This is a genomic window from Treponema denticola (genome assembly GCF_024181605.1).
Classification (GTDB): Bacteria; Spirochaetota; Spirochaetia; order Treponematales; family Treponemataceae; genus Treponema_B; species Treponema_B denticola_B.
The window spans coordinates 2,309,786-2,324,905 of sequence record NZ_CP054477.1 but is presented as its reverse complement, the minus strand read 5'-3'; the positions used below and the strand labels follow the sequence as shown (position 1 = coordinate 2,324,905).

General features: G+C 37.0%; 12 protein-coding genes. 7 read left to right on the top strand and 5 right to left on the bottom strand.

All coding sequences use genetic code 11. The features are described 5' to 3' along the window. Window positions 1-12: 12 nt before the first annotated feature. The 5 genes from E4N80_RS10965 to gyrA all read right to left on the bottom strand — a co-directional run bounded on the left by E4N80_RS10965 (window position 13) and on the right by gyrA (window position 6,959). Window positions 13-933 (bottom strand): DUF4299 domain-containing protein, encoded by a 921-nt coding sequence (locus tag E4N80_RS10965; RefSeq protein WP_253699239.1) that lies wholly within the window; start codon window positions 931-933, stop codon window positions 13-15. Window positions 934-1,466: 533 nt separating this feature from the next. Then, the gene (gene rlmJ, locus E4N80_RS10960) at window positions 1,467-2,306 is read right to left on the bottom strand and encodes a 23S rRNA (adenine(2030)-N(6))-methyltransferase RlmJ (RefSeq protein ID WP_253699238.1); all 840 of its coding nucleotides are present in this window, start codon (window positions 2,304-2,306) and stop codon (window positions 1,467-1,469) included. 3 nt (window positions 2,307-2,309) lie between these two features. Next, complete coding sequence (locus tag E4N80_RS10955) at window positions 2,310-3,713, bottom strand: MATE family efflux transporter (RefSeq protein ID WP_253699237.1); 1,404 nt, start codon at window positions 3,711-3,713, stop codon at window positions 2,310-2,312. 51 nt (window positions 3,714-3,764) lie between these two features. Continuing rightward, window positions 3,765-4,502, bottom strand: a complete 738-nt coding sequence (locus E4N80_RS10950) for a potassium channel family protein (protein WP_010694164.1) — start codon at window positions 4,500-4,502, stop codon at window positions 3,765-3,767. A gap of 9 nt (window positions 4,503-4,511) precedes the next feature. Next, complete coding sequence (gene gyrA / locus E4N80_RS10945) at window positions 4,512-6,959, bottom strand: DNA topoisomerase (ATP-hydrolyzing) subunit A (RefSeq protein WP_253699236.1); 2,448 nt, start codon at window positions 6,957-6,959, stop codon at window positions 4,512-4,514. A 182-nt stretch (window positions 6,960-7,141) separates the two neighbouring features. Here gyrA and E4N80_RS10940 point away from each other — a divergent pair, with 182 nt between their 5' ends. From E4N80_RS10940 to rbr, 7 genes are all read left to right on the top strand, one after another. Continuing rightward, complete coding sequence (locus E4N80_RS10940; protein ID WP_253699235.1) at window positions 7,142-7,618, top strand: hypothetical protein; 477 nt, start codon at window positions 7,142-7,144, stop codon at window positions 7,616-7,618. After that, complete coding sequence (locus E4N80_RS10935) at window positions 7,618-8,484, top strand: M48 family metalloprotease (RefSeq protein ID WP_253699234.1); 867 nt, start codon at window positions 7,618-7,620, stop codon at window positions 8,482-8,484. The genes E4N80_RS10940 and E4N80_RS10935 overlap by 1 nt, the downstream gene beginning before the upstream one ends. 11 nt (window positions 8,485-8,495) lie before the next feature. After that, complete coding sequence (locus E4N80_RS10930) at window positions 8,496-10,496, top strand: CHASE2 domain-containing protein (protein WP_253699233.1); 2,001 nt, start codon at window positions 8,496-8,498, stop codon at window positions 10,494-10,496. A 43-nt stretch (window positions 10,497-10,539) separates the two neighbouring features. Then, window positions 10,540-11,841: a clustered-type lipoprotein gene (locus tag E4N80_RS10925; protein ID WP_253701059.1), complete on the top strand. Its 1,302-nt coding sequence runs from the start codon at window positions 10,540-10,542 to the stop codon at window positions 11,839-11,841. Window positions 11,842-11,896: 55 nt separating this feature from the next. Next, window positions 11,897-13,045, top strand: a complete 1,149-nt coding sequence (locus E4N80_RS10920; protein WP_253699232.1) for a hypothetical protein — start codon at window positions 11,897-11,899, stop codon at window positions 13,043-13,045. Then, a complete protein-coding gene (locus E4N80_RS10915; protein WP_253699231.1) occupies window positions 13,045-14,331 on the top strand; it encodes a clustered-type lipoprotein in 1,287 nt (428 codons plus the stop codon). The genes E4N80_RS10920 and E4N80_RS10915 overlap by 1 nt, the downstream gene beginning before the upstream one ends. Window positions 14,332-14,526: 195 nt before the next feature. After that, complete coding sequence (gene rbr / locus E4N80_RS10910) at window positions 14,527-15,102, top strand: rubrerythrin (protein WP_253699230.1); 576 nt, start codon at window positions 14,527-14,529, stop codon at window positions 15,100-15,102. Window positions 15,103-15,120: the final 18 nt, after the last annotated feature.

Genomic DNA, 15,120 nt, shown 5'->3' with positions numbered 1-15,120 from the left:
GTCAAGTTATATTTATTTTAGTATACTCAAAATTTCTTCTTGTGTTAAAGCATCAACTAAAATATACTTAGCATCTATAAATCGATATTTGTCTTTTGACAGGCGTGCTATAAAATCCGGATATTCAATATCTCCTACTTCTTGATAAAATTCTTCATCATTCGGATCACCGTTAACAATAACTAGGGATAATTTCCAAGAACTTATATCTTCATCCTTTACTATGTTTATATTCCTGTATTCTACACTCGGCTTATAGGGCAAAATGGTTTCTACTTCTTGGGTTAAAGTATAAAGCCCAATAATTTTTTTTGTAGCATTATCCTCAAAAAACATCTGATTTGCTGAAAAAGCATCTAAATACTGAATATCTTTAAAGAATTTACTAAATGCTTCTATTGGATTTTCAGAATTTAAAAATCCTTCGACAATCGTATGGTTAATAGCTACTTCGCGGAAAATTCCAAAACTGATGTACTCATCCGTATCTTTATTTTCAAAATAAGATTTTATTCCGAATAAGATATCCTCGGTATAATTAAATTGATCAATATTCTCGATTGTAAAATGTTCCCCTCTTTCACTGACAATATCACTCCCTAACTTCCGGGCTAAATCTTTAATATAGGTGAGAGCAATTTGCCAATCTTCATTTGTGCTTGGTGTAAAAACTCTCACAGCATACTGATTAAACTCCTTTGCAAAAGAGAGCTCAAATCCACGAGAACTTTCCCCATATACTCCGCATAGCAAACATTCATAATCGGCAATAGACGAGTTATAGAATTTTTCTAAATCAAAATTATTTTGTGTTTCATCAAAAGCAAATTGCTCTATCTTTTGTGAAGAAAATTCTAAACATTCTTTTACGGTCATGGGTGTTTTACTTTTTAAAAAAGTCTTTTTGTTGTTAATATAAAATGATACGCTCATAATGTCCTCCATTGTATCTGACAAATTTATTTATGGATGAATCATATACATATTTCCAAATCCAAAAATCAATTCATGTTTTTATCTCCAGAAAGATCACTTAAAAAAGCATGTCCTTCATATGTTTCCATACTCATAATAACCATATCACCATAGCCATTTTTTGTTATAAAAATAGGCGCCTTAAAATTGAACAGCTGAACAAAATATCAATTTTGGAAGCTGTTCAATTCGCCGTTTCGCAGTGAAACGAGAAACGGTATATAATCAGTGATGTTTGCCGAATGGCAAACTCATCAGTTAACGAGGCAACCTTATTTGGTTGCCGAAGTTAAACCCTCATTTGTTTTATGACAAAGATTTGAAATCGCACTCGTATTTTTTAAGTCGCGAATTGGTACTATTTGCGGCATAAACACCTTCTGATGGTTTTATTATACCATAATAATGCCTTTACGCCTATAGTAAATACTTTTTTATTTCTCTATAAATTTTCACATAATCATAGGTGAAAACCTAAAACTTATAGTTCTTCAATCTAACCCGGCACTCACTTTCTCAACATATTCACAAATTCCTTTCAGTTTTTCTTCCAAACCCCATGGAGGATTTGTGATTAAAAGGCCTGAACCTTGCAGGCCGTACTCACTTTCAGAGTCTATCTTGTTTGAAAAATGCTTGACTTCAATGTTTAATATTTTATTGTTCATGGCCTTGCTGATTCGGCTTTTTAAATTTCCGCACTCTTCGGTTTTATGATTCAATATAGGATACCAAATTATAAAGATGCCAATAGGCCATTTTTTACAGACCTTTTCAACAGACTCTGCAATCGCTGTATAGTCCGAATCGACTTCGTAGCTGGGATCAAATAAGGCAAAGCCCCGGATAGGAAGAGGCGGCGTAAGTGCCCTGACAGCCTCATAGCAATCCCTTTTATGCACGTGAACATTTTCTACACGCTTATAAAGTCCTTTTAAATTTTCAGCTTCGGCAGAATGTAAATCGCATAAAATTAAATTGGATTCTTTTTGTAAAAATGAACGGATGATTTCGGGAGAACCGGCATAAGAGGAATTTTCATCATAATTTTTTAGGCAAAAATCCAGATAGGCCTTGAAGTCTTCAGGTATTGGAAGGGGCAGTTTTTCTTTTTTATATAAATCTAAAAAGCGGATTATCCCCTCTTCCGCTTCGCCGGTCTTTAAACTCCACTCGCTCAAAAGATTATAGGAAGCACTTCCTGCATTTAAATCGAAGGCCGTAAATGGTTTTTGCTTTTGGGTGTAAAGGTTTAAAAAAGAAAAGAGAGCCGAATGCTTAAAAACATCGGCCTGATTTCCCGCATGAAAACCGTGTCGATAACTCAGCAAATTTTAAACCCTCTTATTACACCAAACCCCTTTGCGGTAATGATATAGAATAACTATAAATTCGGCTGTCTCCGAAAAAATATATGAGGTCCAAACGGCAAATAAGGGAAGATGTAAAATATTTACAACCAAAAATAAAAACGGGATTTGTACAAACCAGCGAGAACCCAAGGTAGAGTAAAGTATTGGCCTTGTATGACCCGAACCCGAAAAGACCACAGCAAGTCCCAATCCCATAGATAAAATTATAAAGGACGGATAAAATATCCGCAGCATTAAACTTCCCTGCAAAAGCATCGACGGATCATTTGGGAAGAAAAACCGCAAAAAAGTTTGAGGCGTTCCCATAATTATGACTGCAAAAATTCCTACTACAGATGCTGACATAAAAGCGTTTATCTTAGAAGTAAGCTTTGCTTCCTTAATATTATCTCGGCCAAGGCTTTGACCTACCAGAGTTGCGCCTCCCATATTAAATCCGAAAATAGGCATAAAGGCAAACTGTGAAAGCTTTCCGCCGACACCTGCAAGAGCAACTGCATCAGCACCGTAAACTGTTACGAATTTCATAATCGTTACTTGAGCAAAGCTGCGGACAAGAGAGTTAATACCTGAAGGAAGACCTATGAGTAAAAGGTCGGCATCTATTTTTTTGTCAAGTCTAAAAAGACCTTTAAAGCTTATTTTTACTTTGCGCCTTCCGCTTAAGAGAATCAAAAATCCGTATAAGAAACTTATAGTTCGGGCTGTTACTGTTGCAAGGGCTGCACCAAAAACACCCATACCTAAGCCCGGGATATTTGTTCCGGGAATTATATCGAACATAAAAACAGGATCTAAAACCAAGTTTATAATGGTGGATATTATCATAATGTGCAAGGGTGTTTTTGCATCTCCGGTACATCTAAAAATCGTATTTACCGAATATGAAGAAAACATTATAGGAATAAAAAAGATTCTAAGCCATCCGTATTCTAAAGCGGAATTTAAAACATCTTGATCCGGAAGAAAAAACCATAAAATCGGTTTTAAAAAAAGAGCCAAAAGGGAGCCTGATATTACTGCAAGCACAACCTTAAAGCTGATAGTTTGTTCGGCAATACGCTGAGTCTTTTCCATATCGCCTCGGCCGTAGTTTTGAGAAATCATCGACACGGAACTTGCACCGGCGACTTCATTTAAAATGGTAAAAAGCAGGTATATGGAAGAAAAGAGGGTAACACCTGAAAGAGCCGTCTTAGATATCTGCCCTACCCAAACCATATCGACAATATCATAAAAGTTTTGCAAGCCTGCTGAAATCATTGTAGGATAGGCCAGCCTCCATAAATTTTTAGATATTTTTTTAGGTTTTAATTGCAGATCAATTTCATCACAAACACACTTTGAACAGGATAGATTCTCCATAATAGCATACTCTCCTTTAGGTTTTTAAATCGGCAATCTCCCAATTATCAATTATACTTTTTTTGAAGAAAAAAGATTTTTAAAGATTGACGGTTTTATCTCTCCATCTTTTTTTAAATTATTTTTTAGGCTTATCTTTCCGCCGGAAAAATTATAGATGTGTTCTTCAGAGGCAACAACTAAAAGAACATCATCTTCTTCAAATTTATACTCAGGGTCATCCATAAAGATAAAGTCTTCGCTTTCTTTTTTTCGGCGGGCTATGATGTTTACGCTCATATCTTTTCGGATATTGGATTCGGCAAGGCTTTTACCGACATATCTTGCTTCTATTCCGACTTCGGCAAGGGCAAGATTTTTTGAAATAGGCATAAATTTAAGAAGGAGGTCGGCAGCTAAAATAGGGGTTGTTCTTTTAGCTGCTTCACTGTCGGGATAAATTACACTAGTGGCTCCGACGGTTTTTAAAAGTCTTCCGTGTTCGTCGGATTGGGCACGCACAACAATGTTTGCAATGCCTAAATTTTTTAAGATTGTCGTGCTGATTACTGAAAGCTCCACCTTGCGGCCGAAGTCTACGATTACCGTATCTACCTTGGAGGGAAGAATTTTGCGTACTGAAAGCTCACTTATTTCTTCAAGTACAATTGCAGAAGAAGCCTTTGGTTTATACATTTCGATAAGATCTTTATTTTGCTCGATGATTATAACCTCAGCCCCTATTTTTATAAGCTCATCCAGCATTCGTACTCCGAATGTTCCTAAACCCATAATCGCAAATTTTTTCATAAACTTTACCTATTCTTCATCGCGGGCAACAACATCAAGCCCGATAAGCATATCGGGACTTTCAATATCCAATATTCTTACACCCTGTGCGGACCTTCCCATAGTGCCGACAGAGTCTACATTGATGCGGATAGTTTTTCCCTGACCCGTTATGCAGACAACCTCATCGTCATCAAAAACCGTAAGAAGCCCTACAACTTCTCCCGTTTTTTCCGAGAGGGTATAAATACGCTGTCCGCCGGTTCCTCTTCCATGAGCTGAAAATTCGGAAAAGTCCACGCGCTTGCCGTAGCCGTTTTCGGTCATAACAAGCATTTTTTGATTTTCCGTCACTCGGAGTGCTCCTGTAAGCTCATCCTCGGAAGAAAGCTTTATTCCGGTAACACCGCGGGAAGAGCGCCCTTGAGAGCGGATGTCTTCCTCGCTTGTGCGGAGGGCCTGACCTCGGCGGGTAATCAGCATGATTTCGTCCTTGCCGCCTGTAAGAATTGCACTTACCAGCTTATCTCCCTCATCGAGTTTTATGGCAATAATTCCGCGGGTTTTTGCATTTGCAAAATTATCGGTTGTTACTTTTTTTACAACACCGCCTGCTGTTGCCATCAAAAGATAGGTCTTATCGTCAAATTCTTTTAAGGAAACAACGGCCGTAATTTCTTCATCGGAAGAAACGGAAAGAAGGGATTTTATGTGAGAGCCGCGGCTTGTTCTGCTTGCTTCCTGTATTTCATGCACCTTTAACCAGTAAGCCTTTCCCGCATTTGTAATAAACATAATATAGTCATGGGTTGAGGCCGTAAAAATCTGATCCAAAAAGTCATCTTCGGCAAGGTTTGCGGAATTGGAACCCTTGCCTCCTCTATTTTGGCTCTTATAGGCTGTAGCAGGAATACGCTTAATATATCCGAGGTGAGAAATTAAAATAACCATCTCTTCTTTTTTGATAAGGTCTTCGATATTGAGCTCTTCAACCTCATCGGCTACTATATCGGTCTTGCGTTCATCTCCGAACTTTTCGGCTATCTCGTTAGTTTCTTCCTTTATTAGAGCTAAAATCTTTTCGGGATGAGCAAGGAGGTCTTTTAAGTGAGCGATTAGGACCTGCAATTCCTGCAATTCTTTTCGGAGGTCTTCAATTTCCAAGCTGGTCAAGCGCTTTAGCTGCATATCGACTATGGCCTGAGCTTGAACATCATCAAAGCCGAACCTTTCCATCAAGCCGTTTTTTGCCGTTTGCGGATCGCGGGATGCCCTTATTATTTTGATAACTTCATCTATGTTGTCGATGGCGACGATGAGAGCTTCCAAGATATGAGCTCTTTCTTCCGCCTTGCGCAAATCGAATTTTGTTCTGCGGGTAACGACATCAACCCTGTGCTCGACAAAGTATTTTACAAGAAGTTTTAAGTTGAGGGTTTCAGGTCTTCCGTTTACAAGAGCAAGGTTTATAACGCCGAAAGAAGACTGAAGAGCTGTCTTTGCAAAAAGTTGGTTTAAAACAACCTTTGTAATAGCCCCTCTCTTTAGCTCTATAACAATACGCAATCCCGTTCTATCCGAAGTTTCATCGTTTACGTTTGCGATTCCGTCTATAATTTTTTCGCGGGCCAGTTCTCCGATACGGGATACAAGGGTGGTCGTGTTTACCTGATAGGGTACTTCGGTAAAGACTATAGTTTCTTTTCCTTTTTTATCGACCTCGATTGTAAATTTACCGCGCACCAATATTTTTCCGCGGCCTGTCTTAAAGGCTTGTTTTATTCCCTTTCGTCCGTAGATAACTCCGCCTGTCGGGAAGTCGGGACCCTTCATATATTTACAAAGCTCGTCTATTTCGATTTCGGGATTGTCTATGTAGGCCGAAACCGCATCGGCTATTTCGCGTAAGTTATGGGGCGGCATGTTGGTTGCCATACCGACAGCAATTCCGCTTGAGCCGTTTGCAAGCAAGAAGGGGAATTTAGCCGGAAGAACAGTCGGCTCCTTTGTAGAATCGTCAAAGTTCGGAATAAAATCGACTGTTTCTTTTTTTATGTCCTCGACCATGGTTTCGGCTATTTTAGCCATCTTAGCTTCCGTGTATCGGTAAGCTGCGGGCGGGTCGCCTCCTATGGTTCCGAAGTTTCCTTGGGGATAAATAACCGGATAGCGGAGAGAGAAGTCCTGTCCAAGGCGGACGAGGGCATCATAGACCGAAGCGTCGCCGTGCGGGTGGTAACTTCCTAATACATCACCTACAATCTTAGCACACTTTCGGGTGGGGCCTGAACTGCGTAAGCCCTTTTCCTCCATTGAATAAAGGATTCGCCTGTGAACGGGCTTTAGGCCGTCCCTTACATCTGGCAGGGCTCGGCTTACGATAACTGACATTGAATAATCTATGTAGGCTCTTTTTACTTCATTTTCGATAGGAATCGGAATTACGGCTCCGCCTTCCTTAGTTTCTATTTCTTCCACGCATTATACTCCAAAATCTATAAATTCGTGCTATTCTAACATAAAAAAAAGGCTTGGTCAAGAATGGAGAAATCCCACCGGAATTTGTTTTATTACGGAAATCAATTTTACTGAAAACTACAGATAATAAAAACTGGACAAGTGTTTTTTTTTATGATATTATTTTTAATAAGGAAGTGCTTATGAAAAAATCTAAGATATTGTGTTTGCTTATGTTTTTTGCTGTTTTGGGAGTACTGACGGCGGAAAAATCCTCCAAAAAAATGTATGTGAATATAAAAGAAACTTGGATAAAATCCGACTCGGGCTTTTTTGCTAAAGACCTTGTACAGGTAAGGTACGGGGATCAGGTATATCTTTTAGAAGAAAAAGGAAAATGGATGAAGGTTTCTCCCGTTTCAAACCCGAACCTTGTAGGCTGGCTTCCAAAGGCAAATCTTACAAGAAAAAAAATAGCCGGCTCTTTTGATAAAAGAACTTCTGCAGAAGCAAAAGAATTGGCTCTTGCAGGAAAGGGTCTAACGGAAGGCTCGGGCGCGGAGTTTTCGTCTTCAGGTAAAAAAAATTATGCGGCAGTTGACAGCGTTGAAGGCATAAAGATAAACCCGTCGGATTTACATTTTTTTATTAAAGAAGGCCTATTGGAGGACGGTGAATAATGAAGAAAAAATTCGGATTATTTGTAATTATAAGTTTAATACCGGTAGTTGTTTTATCTTGTGCCCTATTGGGAAGTTTAGATGATCCTCTTGCTTTTACAAAAAATGCTATTGATGCTGCAGCCCCTATTGTTGAAGCGTCGAAGCCTATTGAAAATGAGAAAGAGTATTATATAGGCAGGGAAGTTGCTGCCATCATTTTAAGCAATTATAAACTTTACAGGAACAAACAGTTGGAAAACTATCTTAACTTGATCTGTATGACCTTGGTTTTGAATTCCGACGTACCTGAATCCTATAACGGCTATCATGTTGCGATATTGGATACGGACGAAATAAATGCCTTTGCAACGCCCGGCGGTCATGTGCTGGTTACCAAGGGACTCTTGTCTTGTACGGATTCTGAAGATGCTCTTGCCGGTGTCATAGCCCATGAGCTTGGGCACATTCAACTAAAGCACGGTATAGGAGCCATTAAGGCTAATAGAATAACTGCTGCCGCAGTAGAAAGTTCGGCAACAATGGCTGTAGGTTCCGAGAAAAAAGCGGAACTTAAATTTTTAGAAGATGCATCAAAAGAAATCGTAACAACCTTGGTAAATTCGGGTTATTCTAAAAGCCAAGAATATGATGCAGATCGTTTTGCCGTCAATCTGATGGCAAAGGCGGGATATGATCCCAAGGCTATGACCGAAATGCTTAAAATTATGAGTGAAAAACAGAAACATGACAGTAGAGGCTTCGGCAAAACTCACCCATCAGCCGTTTCCCGTATAAAATCCGTAGAAAAGGAATCAAAAAAACTTGCAGGCGACTATAACCGTTCTGCGAGGCTTAACCGCTATCAAAAGAATAAACTGAAATAAGGAAAAAGTTTATGAAGAAAATACGAAGGCTGTTTTTTATTTCCATTCCGGTTTTTTTCATTGTGCTTTTTTTTATTTATTTGGGAGTTTTTAAGCAGGCTGAATATTTTTTTTATGATGATAGAATGAATAGAACGGCTTCTTATTTTTCTCCCTCCGATGAAATTGTTTTAGTTTTAGTAGATCAAAAAAGCTTAAACTATGCAGCTTCCGAAAGGGGCTGGACGTGGCCTTGGCCGCGTGAAGCCTATGCTGAGATAGTCGATTTTTTTTCAGGCGGCGGAGCAAAGTCTGTAGCCTTTGATATGCTCTTTACGGAGCCTTCTTCCTATGGGGATGTTGATGATAAAAAATTTGCTGATGCGTCAAAGGAAAGCGGCATAGTTATTCAAACCGTTTTTTTTGACAGGGGGCAACGGATTTTCCCTATAGACGAAATTGCTTCATCCGCCAAACTTATAGGAAATGTAAACAGTCTTCCCGATTCTGACGGAACTATCAGGCGTGCTCGTCTTTTTTATTCGTGGAAAAATTATAAGATTCCTACTCTTGGAATTGCTTCTTATTTTGTGGGTGGGAATGAAGATGAGGCCTTGCCTGAGGAGCTTAATCTCCGCTTTACAAAAAGTATTGATGATTATTTGCCTTACAGTGCAGGCGATATTTTAAAGGCACAAGCCGACATAAGGGCGGGAAGGGAAAGCGAACTTAATCCTGAAGATTTTGAAGACATGTATGTTTTTTTCGGTCTCTATGCTCCCGGTCTTTTCGATATTTGTCAAACCCCCGTTTCCGCTTCATACCCGGGAGTCGGCATTCATATAACTCTTTTAGATAATATTCTTTCGGGTAATAGAATTGTAAACACCGGCTTTTTGATTAATGCTTTGATTATTTTAATTTGTATTATTCTTGCAGGTTTGCCCGAAATTTTTTCGGAAAAAATAAAATCCAGAACTGCTTCGATAATTGTAAATGCTGTGAGCTTTTTGGTTTTTGTTGCCCTCTATCTTTTCATCGCATATTATCTATTCCGTTTAGGAATTGCGATACCCGCGGCTTCGGTGCTTGCCGGAATGGTCTTATCTTTTGTTGCCTCCCTCGCAGTCAGTTACATGGTTGAAGGAAAACAAAGGCGTTATTTAAAAAATGCCTTTAAGCAGTATCTAAGCCCTGCCGTTATTGAACAGTTGATTGCCGACCCATCCCAATTAAAGCTCGGCGGGGAGCGTAAAGAAATATCGATTTTCTTTTCGGACTTGCAAGGTTTTACTTCAATCTCGGAGAGTTTAACCCCTGAGGCCCTTACCGAGCTTTTAAACGATTATCTTTCGGATATGAGTAAAATTATCTTGGATTCGGGCGGTACAATCGACAAGTATGAAGGTGATGCTATAATTGCTTTTTGGAATGCTCCTGCACGAGTGGAACATCATGCCCGTTCTGCCGTAGAAGCGGCTTGGGCTTGTCAAAAAAAACTTGAAGAAAGGCGTGCCGATTTTGAAAAGCGGGCTCAAGGCAGGCCCTTTAAAATGAGAATAGGGCTTAATACGGGCTTTGCCATTGTCGGCAACATGGGCTCGGTAAGCCGTTTCGATTATACAATGTTAGGTGATTCGGTAAACTTGGCCGCCCGCCTGGAAGGTTTAAATAAGCAATTCGGTTCTTACACAATGTGCGCTGAGGCCGCAAAAAAACAAGCTGAAGAAAGCGGTACAGTTCTAAGATTCAGAGAGCTTGCCCGTGCCGCCGTTGTAGGAAAATCCGAACCCGTAGTTGTTTATGAAGTCATGGACGAAAAAACTTATAACGAAAAAAAAGCCTTGCTCGATTCCTTTGGTAGAGGTTTAAAAGAATTCTATGCCGGAAACTTTAAAGAAGCCTTAAATATTTTTGTTCAAACGGAAGAAGCCGATCCTCCTTCAAAGCACTATGCAGAAAAATGTAAAACCCTTATTTCACAAAAACCTGAAGGCGAGTGGCTGGGCATTTGGAAGGCCGATACAAAATAATTTTTATATATAGATGTTAAAATCTTAAGGTATGAAGGATATAATGCAAAAAAATAAATCAAAACTTATTTTTATCTTAATATTAGCGATTCTTTTATTTTCGTGTTCTAAAGAGGTTAAAGAACAGAAGCCTGTCGAAGCAAAAGTTGAAACATCTACAAAAATTGAACCGAAAGAAAATGAATTTTTATCAAAGCCCGAATATAACACGCACGTGAAGAGTCCTGAACAAATTAAGGAATTAGAAGAAAAATACAAAAAAAGTAAAACATACGAAGAGAAACTTGATCAGCTTGAAAGAGAGCTTTATAGAAAAGAGGATGTTATTATAGCACAAATTCCTGTAGCTGCAACAGATGTTGATCTTGAACAGAAAAGGGCTATAACAGGCTTGTATGATCATAAAAAAAAGGTTTATAATTATACAAATTTTGAAGAAGTAATAAAAGAAGGAGATAGTTATCACTGCAAACAGAAGGTAAAAACTCAAAACGGCAGAATACTGGATTATAATTTACAAATTAAAAAACCGAAGTTCAGGAAGTATTATGCTGTTTCAGGAATTGAGCTTATGAGTTCTATAGATATAGGTAATATAGACAGAAAAATAATAGAACAACAATTACATGAGGAAATATACGATTTAAAAACTGATGAAAAAAAAGATGAAATGATAAAACTGTTTGAAGATTACGAAAACACACAATATCCTTTATTTAAAGAGGTTGTCCATACGGATTGGGACACGGGAGTCAAAACTAAGGGATATAAACAGTATGATATGAAAATCCTTGATTATGTAAAGGGGAACTTTACAAACTCAGGATATGATGAATATTTTGTTATGGTTTATGAAGATGACCCTGATCCGGAAATATATGATCAATTTATAGAAAGAGTGAGATGTTTTATAGTTTCTGAAGGTAAGATAATTAATGACTATTACATAACTTTTCCTCGCGGAGCTTTTTTTTGGGGTGATTACACACATCTCGATCTTAAAAAATTTGATAATTTTGGTTTTCAATTTTCACAAGGAAGGATTGCCGATTTTAATCAAAACGGAATAAATGAAATATATTTTTCTGTTTTATTTAATATAGAACCGGGCAATGTATTAGTTGTAGAATTTAATGGAAATGAATTTATAACTAATTATATATCTATTGATACCTATGATATAGCCTCTATTGATTGGAATACAAAAATGATAACAGTGAATGCTGTATTGAGTGCCGTTAAAGGCTTTAACGGATGGCAAGAGAAGATAGACACATTTGTTTGGAGTGAAGAGTTAAAAGAATATGTTCTTTTTAAAAGGGTATATGAATATAAAAGATACTAATGGAAAATTTATTTGCATATTATTATAATTTGAATTTACTAACCGGAGGACAAAATTGAAAACAAACAAATTAATCTTTATACTAATTTTCGGACTTTTTTTATTCTCATGCAATCGAGAAAATATAGCTGAGATAAAAGCTGAACTGCCTAAGCCTGAGAAAATGCCTGAGCAAATTATCGAAGAAGAAAAACAAAGCAAAATTAAAATTCATCAAGAAAAAATTGATAAACTTATAGAAGATATATATAATAAAAGCGAATCAATTTGGCCTTATAGCACTGATAATATATTTTCTAACATGAAAACAGTGGATAGATTTTTTGATAAAAATGAGATTGTTAATATAACATTCGATGTGGATAAAAAGGAAGGAGAGATATACTATAAGAAAAACGATAAAAAAACACTTGAGTATAAAATAACTTATAAAGAAAGTCAAACAGATAATGCTTATTATGTTTCAGAAATTGAACTTATAAGTCAAGTTAATATCGGTAAGATAGATAAAGAAATAATAGAAAAACAAGTCAATGGAAAACTAACAAGCCTTTATGGTTACAAAGGTATAGCCGATTATTTTGTAGAATATGAGGCTGAAAACCATCCCTTAGAAAATGATGATCTGTGGTCAACCATCTTATTTTGCGCAGAAGGTAATTTTACGGATTCCGGCAGCGACGAGTATTTGGTTCTATTCCATATTGAAGATGGAGACGGTACGACTTTTAGCACTTTTATAAGTGCAGTAAAAATATTTATAATGCCTAAGCATAAGATAGTTAAAGAATATATTTTACCTGTTAAAGACATTTATTTTTCTCCTGATTTTAAGGCAGAGAATTTCGGATTTGATATTGACTCACATCATCCCCGCTCTTGCTGCCGAGTTGCCGACTTTAACCAAAACGGAATAAATGATATATATTTTTTCTGTGAGTATGGTTATTATGATGAGAATAATAAATATAAAGAGCATAATTGTTTATTATTTGTGGAATTTGATAAAGATGGTTTTAAAACCAATTATGTTTGCCCGGATAGTTATAATCTGAGTTCTGTAGATTGGGAACAAAAAAGAATTTATATGAAATCAAATAACTATAAAGATGCAGATAAATTTGATTCGGTATTTTCTTGGGATGAAGATTTACAAGAATACGTGCTCTTGAAAAAAACATATGAGCTATGGAGAATGCCTTAATGCAAAGTAACAAATTAAAACTCATTTTCATCTTAATGTTAGCGGCTTTTATCATTTCGTGTTCTAAAGAGGTTAAAGAACAGAAGCCTGTTGAAGCAAAAGTTGAATCATCTGCAAAAATTGAACCGAAAGAAAATGAATTTTTATCAAAGCCTGAATATAACACGCACGTGAAGAGTCCTGAACAAATTAAGGAATTAGAAGAAAAATACAAAAAAAGTAAAACATACGAAGAGAAACTTAAACAGCTTGGAGCCGAACTAGATAAGAAAGAAAAAATCCTAAACTATAAATTCCCTACAGGTATTACTATTGATGAATTGGCACAGCAAAAGGCTCCGGTATTGTATAGTCCGGCAGATAACCTTGAGTTTATTCATTTTTATGAGATAAAAAAAGATGGTGAATTTTGCTATTGTAAATATAAAGCGCCTACTCAAAACGGAGGAACTCTTGATTATCAGGTTACCTATAAGTGGTACAACATTGAACAGATGTATCTTCCTCTCTCTTATAATCTTTTAAGTGAGAACAACATGGGAAGAATAAATGAAGAGCTTATAGAAAACCAAGTACACGGTTCTGTATATAGTATGGAAAACGATGAAAAAAAAGATGAAATGATAAAACTGTTTGAAGATTACGAAAACACACAATATCCTTTATTTAAGGAAGTTGTGCATACAGATTGGGATACGGGAGTCAAAACTATAGGATATAAACAATATGATATGAAAATCCTTGATTATGTAAAGGGGAACTTTACAAACTCAGGATATGATGAATACTTTGTTATGTTTTATGAAGATGATCCTGATCCGGAAATATATGATCAATTTATAGAAAGGGTGAGATGTTTTGTAGTTTCTGAAGGCAAGATAATAAGTGACTACTATATTAGTAATTCCGGCGGTTTTTTTTATCCAGGTCTTAGTAATGATAAACTTTCTGAAGTGGAAGCTTTCGGGTTTAAATTTTCACAAGGGTGGATAGCCGACTTTAATCAAAATGGAATAAATGAAATATATCTTGCTGCTTTTTTTAATATAGAAGGCGGCGGGCTATTAATGGTTGAATATAATGATGGATCTTTTGTTTCCGGTTATGTATATGGTGATCGTTACGATATAGTATCTGTTGATTGGTATAAAAAAATAATTATAATAAAAGATAAGTCGGGAAACGGTGAATGGATAGATGATTATCAATGGAATGATACTTTAAAAGAGTTTATTCTATATAAAGAGCAAATATTAGGAGGATTAAGAAATGAAAAAAATTATTAAATTAACTGATGAAGAGTTGTTAAAAATAAGTTATTGAAGTTTTAAAATATTAAAAACTTTGTTTTTCTTGCCCTCTTTTACTCTTTTAAAAATAGAGTTATACTAAAATATAGGCTTTTGTTTTTAAAAAATGAGTTTTTACTCTGTGCCCCTTTTTAAGAACATTAGTCACTTTTATACTAATAGGAGAAGAGTATGCAATCATTAAAAGGAACAAAGACCGAACAGAATATCCTTTCGGCTTTTATCGGAGAGTCTCAAGCTCGTAATAAGTATACATTTTGGGCAAGCACGGCCGAAAAGGAAGGCTTTGTGCAAATTGCAAGGATTTTTATTGAAACGGCAGAGCAGGAAAGGGAACATGCAAAACGCCTCTTTAACTTTTTAGAAGGCGGAGAGGTTACCGTTTCGGCTACGGCTCCTGCAGGTGTGGTAGGTACAACTTTGGAAAATCTAAGGCAGGCTGCCGCCGGCGAAAATCATGAATGGCAGCACATGTATCCCGAATTTGCTAAAATTGCAAGGGAAGAAGGTTTTCCTTTAATCGCTGCCGTTATGGACAGCATCGCTGTTGCCGAAAAATACCATGCAGAAAGGTATGAGGCCTTTATCAAAAGGCTCGAAGAGAATTCTATGTGGGTACAAGAAAGTCCGACAACATGGAAGTGCTTAAACTGCGGCTTTATCGTGGTCAGTAAAAACGCTCCCGAAAAATGTCCTGCCTGTGCTCATCCCAAAGCTTATTTTGCCCGTTTGGAAGAAAGTTTTTAAACTTATCAAGTTTTAAAC

What these genes read in the sequence shown, in the direction of transcription:
- E4N80_RS10955 (WP_253699237.1), bottom strand. Translation starts at nt 3,713, where the DNA reads ATGGAGAATCTATCCTGTTCAAAGTGTGTTTGTGATGAAATTGATCTG.
- E4N80_RS10950 (WP_010694164.1), bottom strand. Translation starts at nt 4,502, where the DNA reads ATGAAAAAATTTGCGATTATGGGTTTAGGAACATTCGGAGTACGAATG.
- E4N80_RS10925 (WP_253701059.1), top strand. Translation starts at nt 10,540, where the DNA reads ATGCAAAAAAATAAATCAAAACTTATTTTTATCTTAATATTAGCGATT.
- E4N80_RS10935 (WP_253699234.1), top strand. Translation starts at nt 7,618, where the DNA reads ATGAAGAAAAAATTCGGATTATTTGTAATTATAAGTTTAATACCGGTA.
- E4N80_RS10965 (WP_253699239.1), bottom strand. Translation starts at nt 933, where the DNA reads ATGAGCGTATCATTTTATATTAACAACAAAAAGACTTTTTTAAAAAGT.
- E4N80_RS10930 (WP_253699233.1), top strand. Translation starts at nt 8,496, where the DNA reads ATGAAGAAAATACGAAGGCTGTTTTTTATTTCCATTCCGGTTTTTTTC.
- E4N80_RS10915 (WP_253699231.1), top strand. Translation starts at nt 13,045, where the DNA reads ATGCAAAGTAACAAATTAAAACTCATTTTCATCTTAATGTTAGCGGCT.
- E4N80_RS10940 (WP_253699235.1), top strand. Translation starts at nt 7,142, where the DNA reads ATGAAAAAATCTAAGATATTGTGTTTGCTTATGTTTTTTGCTGTTTTG.
- rbr (WP_253699230.1), top strand. Translation starts at nt 14,527, where the DNA reads ATGCAATCATTAAAAGGAACAAAGACCGAACAGAATATCCTTTCGGCT.